A 14,650-nucleotide genomic window follows, 5' to 3' on the forward strand; every position below is an offset into this window, starting at 1 on the left:
GCGTTCACTGGTGCCATGGCCACCCTTGTCTGGGACTATCTGCCGGAATACGAATCAGAGCGCGCCGACATCCTGGACGCGGTCGAGACCGTCTTCAGCTCCGGCCGGCTCGTGCTCGGCCGGAGCGTGCGCGGCTTCGAGGAGGAGTTCGCCGCCTACCTCGGCGTACGCCACTGCGCCGGCGTGGACAACGGCACCAACGCCGTCAAACTGGCCCTGCAGGCGCTGGGGGTCGGCCCCGGCGACGAGGTGATCACGGTCTCCAACACGGCCGCGCCGACCGTGTTGGCCATCGACGCCGTGGGCGCGACGCCGGTGTTCGCCGACGTGGACGCGGGGACGTACCTGATGGACGTCTCCCAGGTGGAGGCGCTCATCACGCCGCGCACGCGCTGCCTGCTGCCGGTGCACCTGTACGGCCAGTGCGTGGACATGGCGCCCCTGGAACGGCTGGCCAGGACGCACGGCCTGGTCATCGTGGAGGACTGCGCCCAGGCGCACGGCGCCCGCCACCACGGCCGCACCGCCGGCTCGATGGGCCACGCCGCGGCGTTCTCCTTCTACCCGACGAAGGTGCTCGGCGCGTACGGGGACGGCGGCGCCGTCGTCACCGGCGACGACGACACCGACCGGGCGCTGCGGCGGCTGCGGTACTACGGGATGGAGCAGACGTACTACGTCGTCGAGACCCCGGGCCACAACTCCCGCCTGGACGAGGTCCAGGCCGAGATCCTGCGCCGCAAGCTGACCCGCCTCGACGACTACCTCGCCGGACGCCGCGCGGTGGCCGCCCGCTACGCCGAGGCCCTGTCCGGCACCGACCTCGTCCTGCCCGCCACCGCCCCCGGCAACGAGCACGCCTACTACCTGTACGTGGTCCGCCACCCCCGCCGCGACGAGATCATCGAGTCCCTGCGCCGCCACGACATCCACCTCAACATCAGCTACCCCTGGCCGATCCACACGATGTCCGGCTTCGCCCACCTGGGCCGGCCCCGCGGCAGCCTGCCGGTCACCGAGGCGCTGGCCGGCGAGATCTTCTCCCTGCCGATGTACCCGTCCCTCCCGGCCGGCCTCCAGGACAAGGTCATCGCGGCACTCCACGCCGTCCTCTGAGCGTGACCCCCGAGTGTTACAGGTTATTTAGCCGCAATTTATGGTGATCTTAATCACATTGATCATCAAGTTCGTTGCCGGTAAAGCTTGTTCGCTACCTCATACTCACCCCGATTCAGAGGTGTTAGTGAACAAGTTAGTAAGCACATCGAAACGCGGCCGGCCCACCCCTGGACAATTAGCGATCGCAACGGTGCTCACGGTGACAGCATCGCTGCTCGTCGCAGGAACCATTCCCTCAGCCCAGGCCGAACCGGAGCCGCCCGGATCGACCACTCCATCGATAACCACGTTTCCCCGGCCGGAGGATCCGGACGCGCCGTTACGCGCCGCGCTCGCCGAAGCGAAGAAAAATAACAAGCCGGTCGCGGTAGAAGCCGCGTACACCGAATCCTCGCGTACGTGGGCCTATCCGGACGGCCATCTGTCTACCCAGTCCTATAACGGCCCCGCCCAATTACGGCGCGGCAAGACATGGGCGTGGATCGACACCACCCTCGTGGAAGAGAACGGGGTACTCAGGCCCCGGCTGGCGAAGGCCGGGCTACGGCTGTCACCCGGCGGCGACGGACCGTTCGCCACCATCCGCATGGCGCGCGACACCAGCTTCGGCCTGTCCTGGCCCACCAGGCTCCCCAAGCCACAGATCAAGGGCAACGTCGCCACCTACACAGGCGTCGCCGGCCCTTCCGCCGACCTGGTGGTCACCGCGCTGCCCACCGGGTTCCGGCATGACGTGGTACTGCGCGAGCGGCCGACCGGGCCGGTGGAGTTCCGCCTGCCGGTCCAGGCCCAGGGCGTCAAACTGGCCAAGACCAAATCCGGCGCGCTCACCCTGTCCGACGACGAGGGCAAGGACAAGGACAAGAAGATCGCCTCAGCGCCCGCGCCCCGCATGTGGGACGCCGCGGCGGCCAAGGCCGACGCCAAGCAGCCGGGCCGCGAGGCCAAGGTCGCCACCGATGTGGTCAAGGGCGGCAACGGCGACACCGTCCTGGTGCTGAAGCCGGACGCGAAGTGGCTGGCCGACCCGGCGACCCAGTACCCGGTCACCGTGGACCCGACCACCACCCTGACCGTGACGCAGGAGACGTCGGTCATGTCCCCCAACTTGGGGACAGGCCCCGGTCAGGTGTCCCGGTCCAACCCCCGGACCTGCCCCACCCCCTCCACCTGCGGCTATACCAGAGAGTCCGCCACCCGCGCGCTGCTGGCCTTCGACACCGCGCCGATCAACGGCCGCCAGGTGGTCAAGGCCACCATGCAACTGTCCCTGCACGGCGACGCCATCACGTGCAGCAGCCTGCAGGCGGTCATCGCCTCCCGCATCACCGAAGCGTGGGACGCCGACGACACCTACTGGGCCGACCAGCCGGCCACCAGCCCCGACGAACGCTCCTCTCTCGACCCCTGTGCCCAAGTACGCACCGACGGGGCGATCTGGAGCTGGAACCTGACCGCGATGGCCCAAGCCTGGGCCACCGGCACCGCCAACCACGGGCTGCAACTCCGGCTCGGCACCGAGTTGCCGGTGCCCAAGGACCTCAGCGAGTCGTACAACTTCTGGGCCCAGATGTGGGGCGGGTCCCGCGTTCCCAAGCTGAGCGTGGACTGGGTGCTCCCGCCGGAGATCCCCACCGTCGCCGCCGAGTCGATCGACTCCATGACCGGCAACGACGCCATCGCCCGCAGCACCAACGTCAAGGTCACCTACAAGTCCAGCGTCCCCGAGGCGACGAACCTGGACTACACCGTGACTGTCAACGACTCCACCATGGCGCCCCCGGCCGCCCAACTGCCCACCGGCGAAGCGGCATGGTGGAAGCTGGACGAAACCGCCGGCGCCAGCGCCGCCGACGCCACCGGCAAGGGCTTCACCGCCGCCCTGAGCGGCGCTTACAGCCGCGTCCCCGGCCAGCTCGGCCAGGCGGTCAAGCTGTCGCCCGGCGGCCTGATCCGCACCGGCGCACCGGTCCTGAACACCAATCAGAGCTACACCGTCACCGCCTGGGTACGGCTCGACAGCGGCGCCGGCGACCAGGCCGTGTTCTCCCAGATGGGCACCAACCAGCCCGGCTTCACCCTGGGCTACCTGGCCTCCAACGCCGCCGAACTGGACCAGCGCTGGATCCTCACCCTCAACGACACCGACACCCCCAACGCCAACCCGGTCCCGATCGGGTCGAAGAAGCTGGCCGGCGTCGGCCGCTGGACGCACCTGGCCGCCCAGTACGACGCGACCGACCACAAGATGCGCCTGTACGTCGACGGCGAACTCAACGCCGAACGCGACCACACCGCCGGATGGAACGCCCGGGGCGCCTTCGAGATCGGCCGCGGCACCGTCATCGCCGGCGACGAGGCCACCCTCGACGGCGCCATCGACGACGTGCACGCCTACCAGCGGGTGCTCACCGGCGACGAGATCCGCTCCCTGGTCGGCGTCCCCGGCACCACCACCCACAACAACATCCCCTCCGGTCAGCCGCTGGACAAGGTCTTCACCCTGGACAACCCGGCCAGCTTCAAGTTCGTGGTCAAGGCCTGCCGTAGCGGCATCACCCCGCCCTCCTGCAACGAGAGCCCGGCCTACCGCATCACCTCGGACGCGCCCGTGCTGCCGTTCCAGACCGAGACCGGCATGGCGGACCCCACTCAGCCGATCCTCTCCGGCATGGTCAACCGCCCCTCCGGCGGAGCGGTGACGGCCAAGTACTACTTGTACGACAGCCAGGGCCTGCCGGTCGGCTCCGCCCCGCTCGGCAGCAGCACCGTCAACGGCGGGGAACGCGCCTCCTTGGAGGTCCCGGCCGGCATCGTGCAGCCTGGCAGGACGTACAAGTGGCAGATGACGGCCTGCGTCACCGGCCCACAGGACGGCGGCGGCACTGGCCCGGGTCCGACTCCCACACCAACTTCTACGCCGACGCCCACCTCCACCCCGACGCCCACGCCGACGCCCACGCCCACGCCCACGCCCACGCCGACCCCTACGCCGACCCCGGCTGGGCTCGTCGCAGCCTACGGAATGAACGAAGGCACCGGCGACACCATCGCCGACCCGATCGGAGACCACGACGGCAGTGCCTTCGGCACCACCTGGGTCGCCGGCAAGTACGGCCAGGCGCTGTCCTTCAACGGCACCTACGGCACCGTGGACATCGAGGACTCGCCCTCCCTGCGTCTGAGCAACGCGCTCACCCTCTCAGCCTGGGTCAAGCCCAGCACACTGGACAGTTGGCGCACCGTGATCGCCAAGGACAACGACAGCGTCTTCGACCTGTCCTACAGTCTCTATGCCGCCGCCGACGGCGGCCCCAGCGGCTGGTTCAACGTCAACGGACAGTCCCAGTCCGTAGACGCCGCCAGCACCTTGACCGCCAACACCTGGGCGCACATCGCCGTCACCTACGACGGCAGCACCGCGCGCATCTACCGCAACGGCACCCAGATCGGCCAAGCCGGCTTCAGCGGCTCGGTCTCCAACGACGCCGGGTTGCTGCACATCGGCGGCAACGGCATCTACGGTGAGTATTTCAAGGGCGTGATCGACGAAGTTCGCATCTACAACCGCGCCCAAACCGCAGCCCAGATCACCACCGACATGAACACGCCGATCGGCGGAGCGAGCTTGGCTCCCCTCGCCGCTCAGTCGTCCATCGCAGGTGCCACCACCACTGCCGGGGGCGTCATCGACGAAGTCTGCTCGCCGAAGACCGCACCGGTCTTGTTCGAGACCCCGGCAGCAGACGGTGAGATCATCGACACACCGAACAACGATGCGCAAATCACGCTGCAGCGCGACAACTTCGTCGCGAAAACAGTGAAGGTCGATCCAACCGCGTGCGACGGTGGCCCCTGTGCAGTGGCGGACACCACAACTCTGCAGGTGGGCGGCAGCGGCGCGGAGAAGAAGGCGCTGATCCTGAAAGTCAAACTCGACGAGTTGCCGAGCGGCTCCGCGATCACCAAAGCGCTTCTCCACCTGGGCACGCCCACCTGTTCTTCCGGGCCCTGCCCTGAGGAGACGGTCGTTACCGCAGTGCCGCTCAAGAGCCCAGTGACTTCTACGACCAGCAGCTCGGACTTGGCGCAGGACATCGACCCCAGGGCCACCTACACCCTGCCGATGAACGCGCCGCAGGCGGACATCGCCGTCGTTGCCGGCCAATGGCTCATGATCACTTCTAGCGGCGATGAAGCCATCACCTTCGGGGCCGCTGAATCCGCCACGCCTACTTCGATCAACATCACCTACACTCCTCCGGAGCCGCCCGACTCTGTCATGAACCTCAGCACAGAGCCCGGCGACACGAGCGCGATCGCGAGTTGGGGACTTCCCGCGAGTACCGGCAGCACCGCTCTTTTGTCCGGCTACGATGTCGAGGTCGCCGAAGGCAGCGAAACCGTCAAGTCCATGTCGGTCGCGGACCCCTGGGTCGCGATCGACGGCCTGACCAACGGCACGGAATACACCGTCAAAGTCAGGGCGAAGACGCCGTACGGCACCAGCGCTTGGGCATCGGCGACAGTGACGCCGAAAGCGGCCCCGCCGCCCCCTGCCGATGAAGCAACCTGTGTGCTGGAAGTGACACCACCACCAGCCGGAGCCGCCAAGGCAACCACCGCTACCACCGGGCAGAATTACGCCGATCGCATCAAGCGCTATTTCCAGGCCCAGGACGCGGTACTTGAGGGCCGAGCCGCCACTGTGTGGCAGGCTCCCGGCGTAACACCAGAGGCGTCCGAGACGGCGATGGTCTCGCTGCTGAACAATCAACTCATCGAGGAGAAACTCCGGCAGGACGCCGCCGGCATCACCCGCAGCAACTCCACGGTCACGGTGGAGAACGTGGTCCCGAGAGAGGGCCCCGACGGTCGGGTATGGGTTACCGCGACTGTCAGGCGCACCTGGGAGATCGACGGGCCGGCCGCCGCTGCCGGCAGTTCGAAGACAACCAGCGTGGCAGGCGGCGTGGTCGAGCCCAGCGAGCCGATCATCGACATCTTCGTCTTCGACCGGTGCGGCGGCCTCACGATCATCCAAGTTGCGCTCGAAGTGGAGTCGGATCCCTCAGACTTCATGGGCGACAACGACGAGGTTGAACTGCTCAAGCAAGAGGTCCAGTGGGACAATTTCCTGATCCCCGGCCATACCCGTTCGACCATGGCCGGCGACGCCTGTGACCGGACACAGGCGCCGTTCCTCCCAGGAAAGCTCACAAAAACCAAGAAGGTCATCTACGCAGGCGCCAAGGGAATGTATTTCACGGTCACCGGAGTAGCACAGTGGGACAGGTGCCATGGGCGCCCCGACACCACGGCATGGACAGTCGACAAGATGGCGGCCTCAGCTGTCATCTGGACGAGCAACGCCTTCCGGGACCCGGGAAAGAAAACACAGAACGCATGGGTCCGTAACACCGCCCAGAAGAAGCGGAACGATCGTCTCATCCAACTCACATCGGTCGACGTGGCCGCATCCCCCTGTTTTGTGGCCGTGCAGACGCAATGGCAGTTCGGTGTGCAGATCGGTGCCGAGCTGTCGGGCGGTTTTCCTGCTCAATGGGTGAACGTCTCGTACAGCGGCGCCTTCTCCGGGGTCTACAGCCAGATGAAGACGAAGGATTGCCCCAGTCCTTCGAGTACTGCAGGGAGTCCGGGGGGCAACAACGGACCGATCATCGGCGCCGGAACGTACAAGAGGGCTTTCCGGACCCGTGTGGGGGTCCTGAGCGACGCTGTTCAGGGAACCTGCTGGCAGGGGGCGACAACTCCCTGCTCCCTGGAGAAGTTCCAGGTCATCTCAGCAGGCGCGTTCCATATACGAGAAGACAAGGGGCTCATAGACACGAATATCCTTCCGGTTCCCTCAGGATGGGTCAACTGGTAGGTCTCCACTTACACCTGTGCCCCTGAGAACGTCTCAGGGGTAAGTGCGGGCCCGGCTGGGCGTAACCCCAGCCGGGCCCTGTCCTGCAGATCACGCATCGCGAGCCGAGCATCCGGTGAACAACACCCCGGCATACACGCAGGCACCGTGCGATTCCGGCGCGGATTCCGGATGCACCCTGCTATCGCCTGGTCCATCTGAGCTCTCCCGCGCGGTCGCCACCGACCTCCACCATCGACCCGTTCAGGCATCGCCCTTGATGACTTGAGAAAAGGTCACAGGCATGACCGGCCTCCGCGTTGTCGCACCAGGCGGGCGACGGGTCGAAACCCCCCTCGAACGCTTCAGCCGTCGTAGCGGGGCAGGAGGCCCTGGGCGGCGGCTTCGGCGAGGGTGGGGGCGCGGCGGTCGCGGTCGGAGAGGACCGGTGGGCCGGGCGGGAGGCGCAGGGCGAGTTCCGGGTCGAAGACGGACAGGGCGAGCTCGTGTTCCCTGCGGTACTCCTCCGACAGCATGTAGCACACGGCCGTGCCGTCCTCCAGGGCGGCGAAGGCGTGGCCGACGCCGGGCGGGAGGTAGACGGCGGCGCCGGTCGCGGGCGTCAGTTCCAGGGACTCCCACCGGCCGAACGTCGGCGAGCCGGACCGCAGGTCGACCACGTAGTCCAGGGCCCGCCCCGCGGCGCAGTAGACGTACTTGGCGGTGCCGGGCGGGACGAGGGTGTAGTGGAGGCCGCGCACCACGCCGCGCGCGGAGACGCTTCTGCTGGCCTGGGCGACGGGGAAGAGACGCCGCCCGGTCGCGGCGGCGAAGGCCCGCTCCTGGTACGGCGAGGCGAAGTCGCCGCGCTCGTCGGCGAAGACGTCGGGGAAGAAGGCGTAGGCGCCGGCGACGGCGAGTTCGCGGTGCCGCATCGGCTCAGGCCCGTACCAGGTGGACCTCGGGGACGTAGAGGATCCACGTCCCTCCGGCCGCGCCGAAGCCGCTCTCCTTGGCCATGATCTCGGCCGCGTGGTTCCAGGCGAACAGCACCGCGTAGTCGGGGTAGGGGTCGGCGAACGCCTCGGGGCCGCGTACGGGGATGTGCGAGCCGGGCGTGAGCCTGCCCTGCTTGGCGGGGGTGGTGTCGCTGACGAACGTGATCAGGTCGGGGCCGATGCCGCAGTAGTTGAGCACGGTGGCGCTCTTGGCGGTGGCGCCGTAGCCGTAGACGCGGGCGCCCTGGTCGCGCAGGCCGGTGAGCAGCGTGACCAGGCGGTCGCGGGTGCCGGCGACGCGGGCGGCGAAGCGGCGCAGGGTGGCGGGCTCGTGCAGCGCGGCGGCCTCCTCGGCGGCCAGCAGCTCGGCGACGGCCGGGGCGGGGGTGCGGGCGCCCTGGCGGGCGAGGGTGTAGCGGACCTCGCCGCCGTGCACGGGCAGGCGTTCGACGTCGACGAGCTCGAAGCCGTGGCGGCGGGCCAGGCCGCGTACGGAGGTGGCGCTGAAGTAGTAGAAGTGCTCGTCGTAGATCTGGTCGAAGGAGGCGCGTTCGACGATGTCGCCGAGGTAGGGGTCCTCGAAGACGAACACGCCGCCGGGCCGCAGCAGGGTGTCCAGCCCTTCCATGATCGAGTCGAGGTAGGGGATGTGGCAGAGGGTGTTGGCCGCGTAGACGACGTCGGCGGGCCCGTCCTCGGCCAGGACGGCGGCGGCGGTGGCGGCCTCGAAGAAGTCCTTGCGCACCCGTACGCCCTTGGCGGCCGCGACGTCGGCGACCCCGCCGGACGGCTCGACGCCGAGGTGCCGCACGCCGGCGTCGGCGATCACCGCCAGCATGGCGCCGTCGTTGCAGCCCAGCTCGACCACGAACGGGTCGGGCCCGGTCAGCTCGGTGGTGAGCAGCCGCTTGGCGAGGCTCTCGAAGTGCTCGCGCATGACGGCCGAGCCGGAGGACAGGTAGGGGTAGTCCGCGTGGAACATGCGTTCGCGCGGCACCTCCTCCAGGAGCTGGACCGTGGAGCAGCCGGCGCACACGCCGGCGGCGAGGTGGAAGGCGAACGGCTCGGCCGGGTCGCCGGGTGCGGCGAACGCGTCGGAGAGCGGCTGGCTCCCGAAGTCGGCGAACGGGTGGAGACGGCCCGAACAGATCCGGCACGCCATGAGGTCCTCCTCAGGTCGGTGGGCGGCGGTATCGCACCCAGACGTCGCCGGTCTGCACGTAGCCGGTGAGGCGCACGGTGACGCCGTCGGCGGCGAGCGGCACGGGCGGGTGGTTGTGGACGGCGCCCATCCAGCGGCGGACGACGTCCTCGTCGCGCACCCGCCAGCCTCGCGGGACCACGACGACGATGTCGCCGAACCAGGAGGTGATCTCGACGTCGAGCACGACCTCGCGGTGGGGGCACTCGGCCCGGGTGAAGTCGATCCGCGCCTTGCCCCAGCGGCCCGCCTTGGCGCTGATGTGCGCGGGGACCCTCCAGCGGCCCGCCTGTTCGACCCGGCCGCTGACCGTGTGCAGCTCCAGCGCGCCTGCGGCGTCGGCGAACACGGGCACCGGGACGGGCGGGGACGGGACGCCGGGGACCGGCAGGTCGGCGACGACCTCGTCCAGGTCGCCGAGCGTGCGCGCGGTGTAGGCGCGGTCGACGCGCTCGTGCAGCTCCTCCAGGGTGATGCGCCCTTCGGCGACCGCGACGCGGAGCATCTCGGCCACGCGCTCGCGGTCGCGGTCGCCGGCCCGCACTTCCCGATGATCGGTCATGGCGTCCACAGTAAAAGGCTACGAAGATCCGGCCCAGCCGAAGAACCCCTAACCAGCGGGCAGGGGGCGGCGGCCGGGCGGGCAGGGGTTGAGGCGCGGCTGCCCGCGTGACAGCTTCGGCGGCATCGGACCTCGGCGGACGCTGGGAGGGGGTGCCGTCATCGACGTTCACGACTGGCTGCGGGAGGTGGCCGGGCAGACGTCCATGCGGGTGACCCGGCTGCCGCTGGAGGAGCTGGCCGGCTGGCGGGCCGATCCGGTGACGGGCGACCTGCGCCACGTCAGCGGCGGGTTCTTCACGGTCGAGGGGCTCGACGTGCGCCGTCCCGGCTGGGCGGTGCCCGGCTGGAGCCAGCCCATCATCAACCAGCCCGAGGCGGGCATTCTCGGCATCCTGCTGCGGCGCGTGGCCGGCGAGCCCCACCTGCTCATGCAGGCCAAGAACGAGCCGGGCAACCCCGGGGGTGTCCAGCTCTCCCCCACGGTGCAGGCGACGCGGAGCAACTACACGCGGCTGCACCGGGGGCGGGCGGTGCCGTACCTGGAGCTGTTCCGGCGGCCCAGGGGGCGGGTGCTGGCGGACGTGCGGCAGTCGGAGCAGGGGGCGTGGTTCTTCCGCAAGCGCAACAGGAACATGGTCGTGGAGGTGAGCGAGCACGTCGAGGCGGCCGAGGGCTTCCGGTGGCTGCCGCTGCGCCGGGTGCGGGAGCTGCTGTCGGCGCCTGACCTGGTCAACATGGACGCCCGTACGGTGCTGGCCTGCCTGCCCGTCCTGGGTGGTGGCGAGCCCCGTTCCGACGGCGGCTTCGGAGCGGCCGTGGCGCGCTCGCGCGACCCGCGCGCCGGGGCCAGGCACGGCCTGCCGGAGCTGCTGAGCTGGCTCAGCGGCGTGCGCTCGACCGTGGAGGTGCACGCCCGCCCGGTGCCGCTCGCCCAGGTACGGCACTGGCGGCGGAGCGACGGCAGGATCGCGCACGAGAGCGGCCGGTTCTTCGAGGTGATAGGGGTGGGCGTGGAGGCGAGGGGCCGCGAGGTGGCCTCGTGGACGCAGCCGATGATCGCGCCGGTCGGGACGGGCGTGGTGGCCTTCCTGGTCCGCCGGATCGGCGGCGTGGTGCACGCGCTGGCGCACGCCCGCGTCGAGCCCGGCTACACCGACGTGGTGGAGCTGGCCCCGACCGTGCAGTGCACGCCGGGCAACTACGACCGGCTTCCCGCGGCGGCCCGCCCGCCGCTGCTGGCGGAGGTGCTGACCGCGCCGGCCGGGCGGGTGCGCTTCGACACGGTGCTGTCGGAGGAGGGCGGGCGCTTCTACCACGCCCGCAACCGCTACCAGGTGATCGAGGTGGACGAGAACCCGCTGCCCGGCCATCCGGCCTTCCGCTGGATCGCCCTGCACCAGCTCGACGAGCTGCTGCGGCACAGCTACTACCTGAACGTGCAGGCCCGGACGCTCAACGCCTGCCTGCACGCCCTGGCGCTGGGCTCGCGCGAGCCGGCGGTCAGCGCAGCCGCTCGATGACCTGCCCGAAGGCGTCCATGGCGGAGTCCATGACGGTGACGTACGTGAAGCCGAAGCGTTCCTCGTCCGCGCGCACCTGCTCGGCGATCTGCGCCGGCGTGCCGACGAACAGGGTCGGCACCTCCAGAAGCTCCTCGGTGGTGAGGTCGGGGGCGTAGCGGCGCAGGCTCTCCACGCCCGCGCGCCGGTCGCGGGTCAGCACCGTGGCCTTCGACAGCACGTTGAGCTCCAGCCGGGTGGCCCGCTCGCCGGCCGCGGCCCGCAGGTACGCCACCCGCTCCAGCAGCGCCCCTGCGGTGACGAGCGCGGTGCGGCCGTACTCGGGGCGGTGGCGGGCGCCGGTGAACCCGGCCACGTCGGCGTGCCGGGCGGCGAGGCGGAGCACGCGGTCGCCGTGCCCGCCGATCAGGAGCGGCGGCCGGGCGGGCAGCCGGTCGAGGGCGCGGGCCAGCGCGGCCAGGCGGGCGACCCGGGTGGCCGGGTCGAAGGGCAGCCCGGCGGCGGCGAACTCGGCCTCGACGTAGCCGGTGCCGAGCCCCAGCTCGAAGCGGTCGCCGAGGAGGCCGGCGGCGGTGGCGACGTCCCTGGCGAGCAGGGCGGGGCGGTGGAAGCTGGCGTTGAGCACGTACGTGCCGATCGCCGGGCGTTCGGTGGCCTCTGCGGCGAGCACGGCGGTGGGGAAGGGCGACAGGAGGTTGAGGTGGTCGGGCACCGCGATCACGTCGAAGCCCAGCGCCTCGGCGCGGCGGCAGCGGCCGATCCATTCCTTCCTGGTGGCGTGCTCGGCGATGAGCACGACCCCGAACCTGGTCCTGGCTCCGGTCACGGTCAGGCCGCCTTCCTGGCGTCGGGTGGGGCGGTCATGGCGATCGCCGTCAGCACCAGGCCGCGGGCGGCCGTCCAGCGGCCGGTGAAGCCGCTGACCCGCCCGCCCTGCCAGCAGGGCCCGGTGACGAGGAGGCGGGCGTCGAAGGTGCCGCGTACGGGGTCGAGGTCGATCACCGCGTCCTGGAAGTCGAGCCAGCGCCTGGCCAGCGGGTACCACGCCTTGTAGACCGACTCCTTGGCGCTGAACAGCAGCCGGTCCCAGCTCGGGCCGGGGTGCTCGGCGGCCAGCCGGCGCAGGTGCTCGCACTCCTCGGGCACCGCGACGGCCTCCAGCACGCCGGGCGGCAGCGGCCCGTCGGGCTCGGCGTCGATCCCGATGGCGTACGGCGCGGCGCCGACGGCGGCGGCGCGGTAGCCGGCGCAGTGGGTGATGCTGCCGACGACCCCGGGCGGCCAGGCGGGCTCCCCGTGGGCGCCGGTCAGCACCGGGACGGGGGGCACGCCGAGGCGGTCCAACGCGCGGTGGGCGCAGTGGCGGGCGGTGGTGAACTCCCTGCGGCGTTTCTCGGCGGCCCGCCGGACCAGCTCGGCCTCCTCGGGGAAGAGCGTGATTCCCGGCGGGTCGGTGAAAGCGTCGAAGGCCATGACGGTGGCGGGCAGGATCTCCTCGATCACCCGGCCTCCTCACGCTCGGTTCTGCGGGAACACCGGCACAGTAACCAAATGCCATATTTCACGAAAAGGGCAATAGTGAAGTTCTGTGGCTTGAGCACCGCACATTAGGGGTTCGCGTAGGGGCCGGGAACGCATACCTTCTTGTCGGAACCATCCCCAGGTGTCCTACCATCGCGTACGGGTTCGCTGTGATATGCCGCACACCTCTTTACCGGTGACGCGGGTTGACAGTAAATTTGCACGCACCTTGACTGATCCTGTTGACGGAAAGCCCGCAGCGCGAAGGGGATTTCGTGCGATACACGAGGTTGGGTCCCGAGGGGCCGGTGGTCTCCGTCCTCGGCCTCGGCTCGCTCGCCCTCAGCGGGGCCTACGGCAGGGTCGACCAGGGTGAGGCGGGGCGGCTGATCCACCGGGCGGTCGACGCGGGCGTCACGCTGCTCGACACCGCCGACTTCTACGCCGCGGGCGGGGTGGAGAGCCTGATCGGCAGGGCGCTGGCCGGCCGGCACGAGCACGTGGTGGTCAGCACCAGGGGCGGCGTGCGCCTGCCGCGGCCGGCGGGCCGGGCGGTCTTCGACGGCGACCCCGACTTCCTTGAACAGTCCTGCCACGCCTCGCTGCGCCGCCTGCGCACCGACTGCATCGACCTCTACTACCTGCACTGCCAGGACGACCGGGTGCCGCTGGAGGCCAGCATGACCCGGCTGGCGGACCTGGTGCGGGCCGGCAAGATCCGGCACGTGGGCCTGTCCAACGGCACACCCGAGCAGATCAAGCGGGCGCACGCGGTGCACGAGGTGTGCGCGGTCGGCGTCGAGTTCTCGCTGTGGGGCCCGCCCCCGTCACCCGTCCTGCTCGACACCGCGCGCGAGCTCAACATCGCCGTGGTCGCCGCCCGCCCGCTGGGCAGGGGCTTCCTCACCGGCCGGCTGCGCCGGCCCGCGCGGCTCGGGCCGGGCGACTGGCGGCAGGCCGATCCCCGCTTCCGGCCCGAGCACCGGCGCTTCGCCGACCGGCGGCTGCGGGCGCTGGAGTCCGTGGCGGCCCAGCTCGACCTCGGCACCGGCCGGCTCGCGCTGAGCTGGCTGTTCTCGCAGGGCGAGCACGTCGTGCCGGTGCCGAGCACCCGTGACCAGGTGCACCTGGAGATGAACCTCGCCGCCGCGGCGGTCCGGCTGCCGCCGCACATCATCGACGCGCTCGCCGGTTCGCCGCCCGCCGCCCACTACGATCAGTCGCCCTCGGCCCTGCTCTGAGGCTGGATCAGCGACGCGGCCACCGCCTTGTTGACCGCGTCGATCCGCGAGACCGCGTTGAGCTTGACGAAGATGTTGCGCATGTGCCGCTTCACGGTGGCCTCCGCCACGCCCAGCCGGCGGGCGATCTGCGCGTTGCTCAGCGCCTGCGCCGCGAGCTGCAGCACCTCCACCTCCTTGTCCGACAGCACGCCGCTGCGCGGCGACTCGACGTGGGCCAGGCTGTGGGTGGAGACGGCCAGCACGATGCGCGAGGCGTCCTCGTGGACGCTGTGCACGGCGGCGAGCAGCTCGTGGCGGTGGACGCTCTTCAGCAGGTAGCCGCGGATGCCGGCGACGAGCAGCCGGGTGAGGAGCTGCGGGCCGTCGTACATGCTGAGGATGATGATCCGGCTGTCCGGCGAGGACGTGCGCATCCTGGCGACGGTCTCGGTGACCTCGTCGCCGGGGATCTCGACGTCGAGCAGCACGACGTCGGGGCGGGTGCGCGCGACCGCGGAGACCGCGCCCTCGGAGTCGCCCGCCTCGCCCACGACGGCGATGTCGCCGTCGGACTCCAGGATCTCGCGCAGCCCTTCGCGGAAGAGCGCGTGGTCGTCGACCAGCACGACGGAGAT

Annotated in this window: 10 protein-coding genes; 4 read left to right on the top strand and 6 right to left on the bottom strand. The window is 70.3% G+C overall.

Features of this window, described 5'->3' with window-relative positions; all coding sequences use genetic code 11:
- The first annotated feature begins 15 nt into the window (after positions 1–15).
- The gene (locus Nocox_RS25680) at positions 16–1,116 is read left to right on the top strand and encodes a DegT/DnrJ/EryC1/StrS family aminotransferase (RefSeq protein WP_020547693.1); all 1,101 of its coding nucleotides are present in this window, start codon (positions 16–18) and stop codon (positions 1,114–1,116) included.
- 58 nt (positions 1,117–1,174) lie between these two features.
- Complete coding sequence (locus Nocox_RS43770) at positions 1,175–7,009, top strand: LamG-like jellyroll fold domain-containing protein (protein ID WP_169577099.1); 5,835 nt, start codon at positions 1,175–1,177, stop codon at positions 7,007–7,009.
- A gap of 344 nt (positions 7,010–7,353) precedes the next feature.
- Here Nocox_RS43770 and Nocox_RS25690 read toward each other — a convergent pair whose 3' ends face one another.
- From Nocox_RS25690 to Nocox_RS25700, 3 genes are read right to left on the bottom strand one after another with little or no spacing between them, the layout of a single operon-like run.
- Complete coding sequence (locus Nocox_RS25690) at positions 7,354–7,923, bottom strand: dTDP-4-dehydrorhamnose 3,5-epimerase family protein (RefSeq protein WP_020547692.1); 570 nt, start codon at positions 7,921–7,923, stop codon at positions 7,354–7,356.
- 4 nt (positions 7,924–7,927) lie between these two features.
- Positions 7,928–9,148: a class I SAM-dependent methyltransferase gene (locus Nocox_RS25695; protein ID WP_020547691.1), complete on the bottom strand. Its 1,221-nt coding sequence runs from the start codon at positions 9,146–9,148 to the stop codon at positions 7,928–7,930.
- A 10-nt stretch (positions 9,149–9,158) separates the two neighbouring features.
- Positions 9,159–9,749 carry a DUF1707 SHOCT-like domain-containing protein gene (locus Nocox_RS25700; protein WP_033411509.1) on the bottom strand — a complete coding sequence of 197 codons (591 nt, stop codon included), beginning with the start codon at positions 9,747–9,749 and terminating at the stop codon, positions 9,159–9,161.
- Positions 9,750–9,837: 88 nt separating this feature from the next.
- Between Nocox_RS25700 and Nocox_RS25705 the strand changes: the two genes are divergently transcribed.
- The gene (locus tag Nocox_RS25705; protein ID WP_084685978.1) at positions 9,838–11,271 is read left to right on the top strand and encodes an NDP-hexose 2,3-dehydratase family protein; all 1,434 of its coding nucleotides are present in this window, start codon (positions 9,838–9,840) and stop codon (positions 11,269–11,271) included.
- On the opposite strand, the gene Nocox_RS25710 is transcribed toward Nocox_RS25705, so the two are convergent.
- Both Nocox_RS25710 and Nocox_RS25715 read right to left on the bottom strand, forming a co-directional pair.
- Positions 11,252–12,097 carry a TIGR03621 family F420-dependent LLM class oxidoreductase gene (locus Nocox_RS25710; protein ID WP_020547688.1) on the bottom strand — a complete coding sequence of 282 codons (846 nt, stop codon included), beginning with the start codon at positions 12,095–12,097 and terminating at the stop codon, positions 11,252–11,254. The two genes, Nocox_RS25705 and Nocox_RS25710, sit on opposite strands and share 20 nt — an antisense overlap.
- A 2-nt stretch (positions 12,098–12,099) precedes the next feature.
- Positions 12,100–12,774, bottom strand: a complete 675-nt coding sequence (locus tag Nocox_RS25715) for a 4'-phosphopantetheinyl transferase family protein (RefSeq protein ID WP_020547687.1) — start codon at positions 12,772–12,774, stop codon at positions 12,100–12,102.
- A gap of 293 nt (positions 12,775–13,067) precedes the next feature.
- Here Nocox_RS25715 and Nocox_RS25720 point away from each other — a divergent pair, with 293 nt between their 5' ends.
- Complete coding sequence (locus tag Nocox_RS25720) at positions 13,068–14,033, top strand: aldo/keto reductase (RefSeq protein WP_026215263.1); 966 nt, start codon at positions 13,068–13,070, stop codon at positions 14,031–14,033.
- On the opposite strand, the gene Nocox_RS25725 is transcribed toward Nocox_RS25720, so the two are convergent.
- Positions 14,009–14,641 carry a response regulator gene (locus tag Nocox_RS25725; RefSeq protein ID WP_211212854.1) on the bottom strand — a complete coding sequence of 211 codons (633 nt, stop codon included), beginning with the start codon at positions 14,639–14,641 and terminating at the stop codon, positions 14,009–14,011. The genes Nocox_RS25720 and Nocox_RS25725 overlap by 25 nt on opposite strands.
- Positions 14,642–14,650 lie beyond the last annotated feature (9 nt).

It is taken from the genome of Nonomuraea coxensis DSM 45129 (assembly GCF_019397265.1).
Lineage (GTDB): Bacteria > Actinomycetota > Actinomycetes > Streptosporangiales > Streptosporangiaceae > Nonomuraea > Nonomuraea coxensis.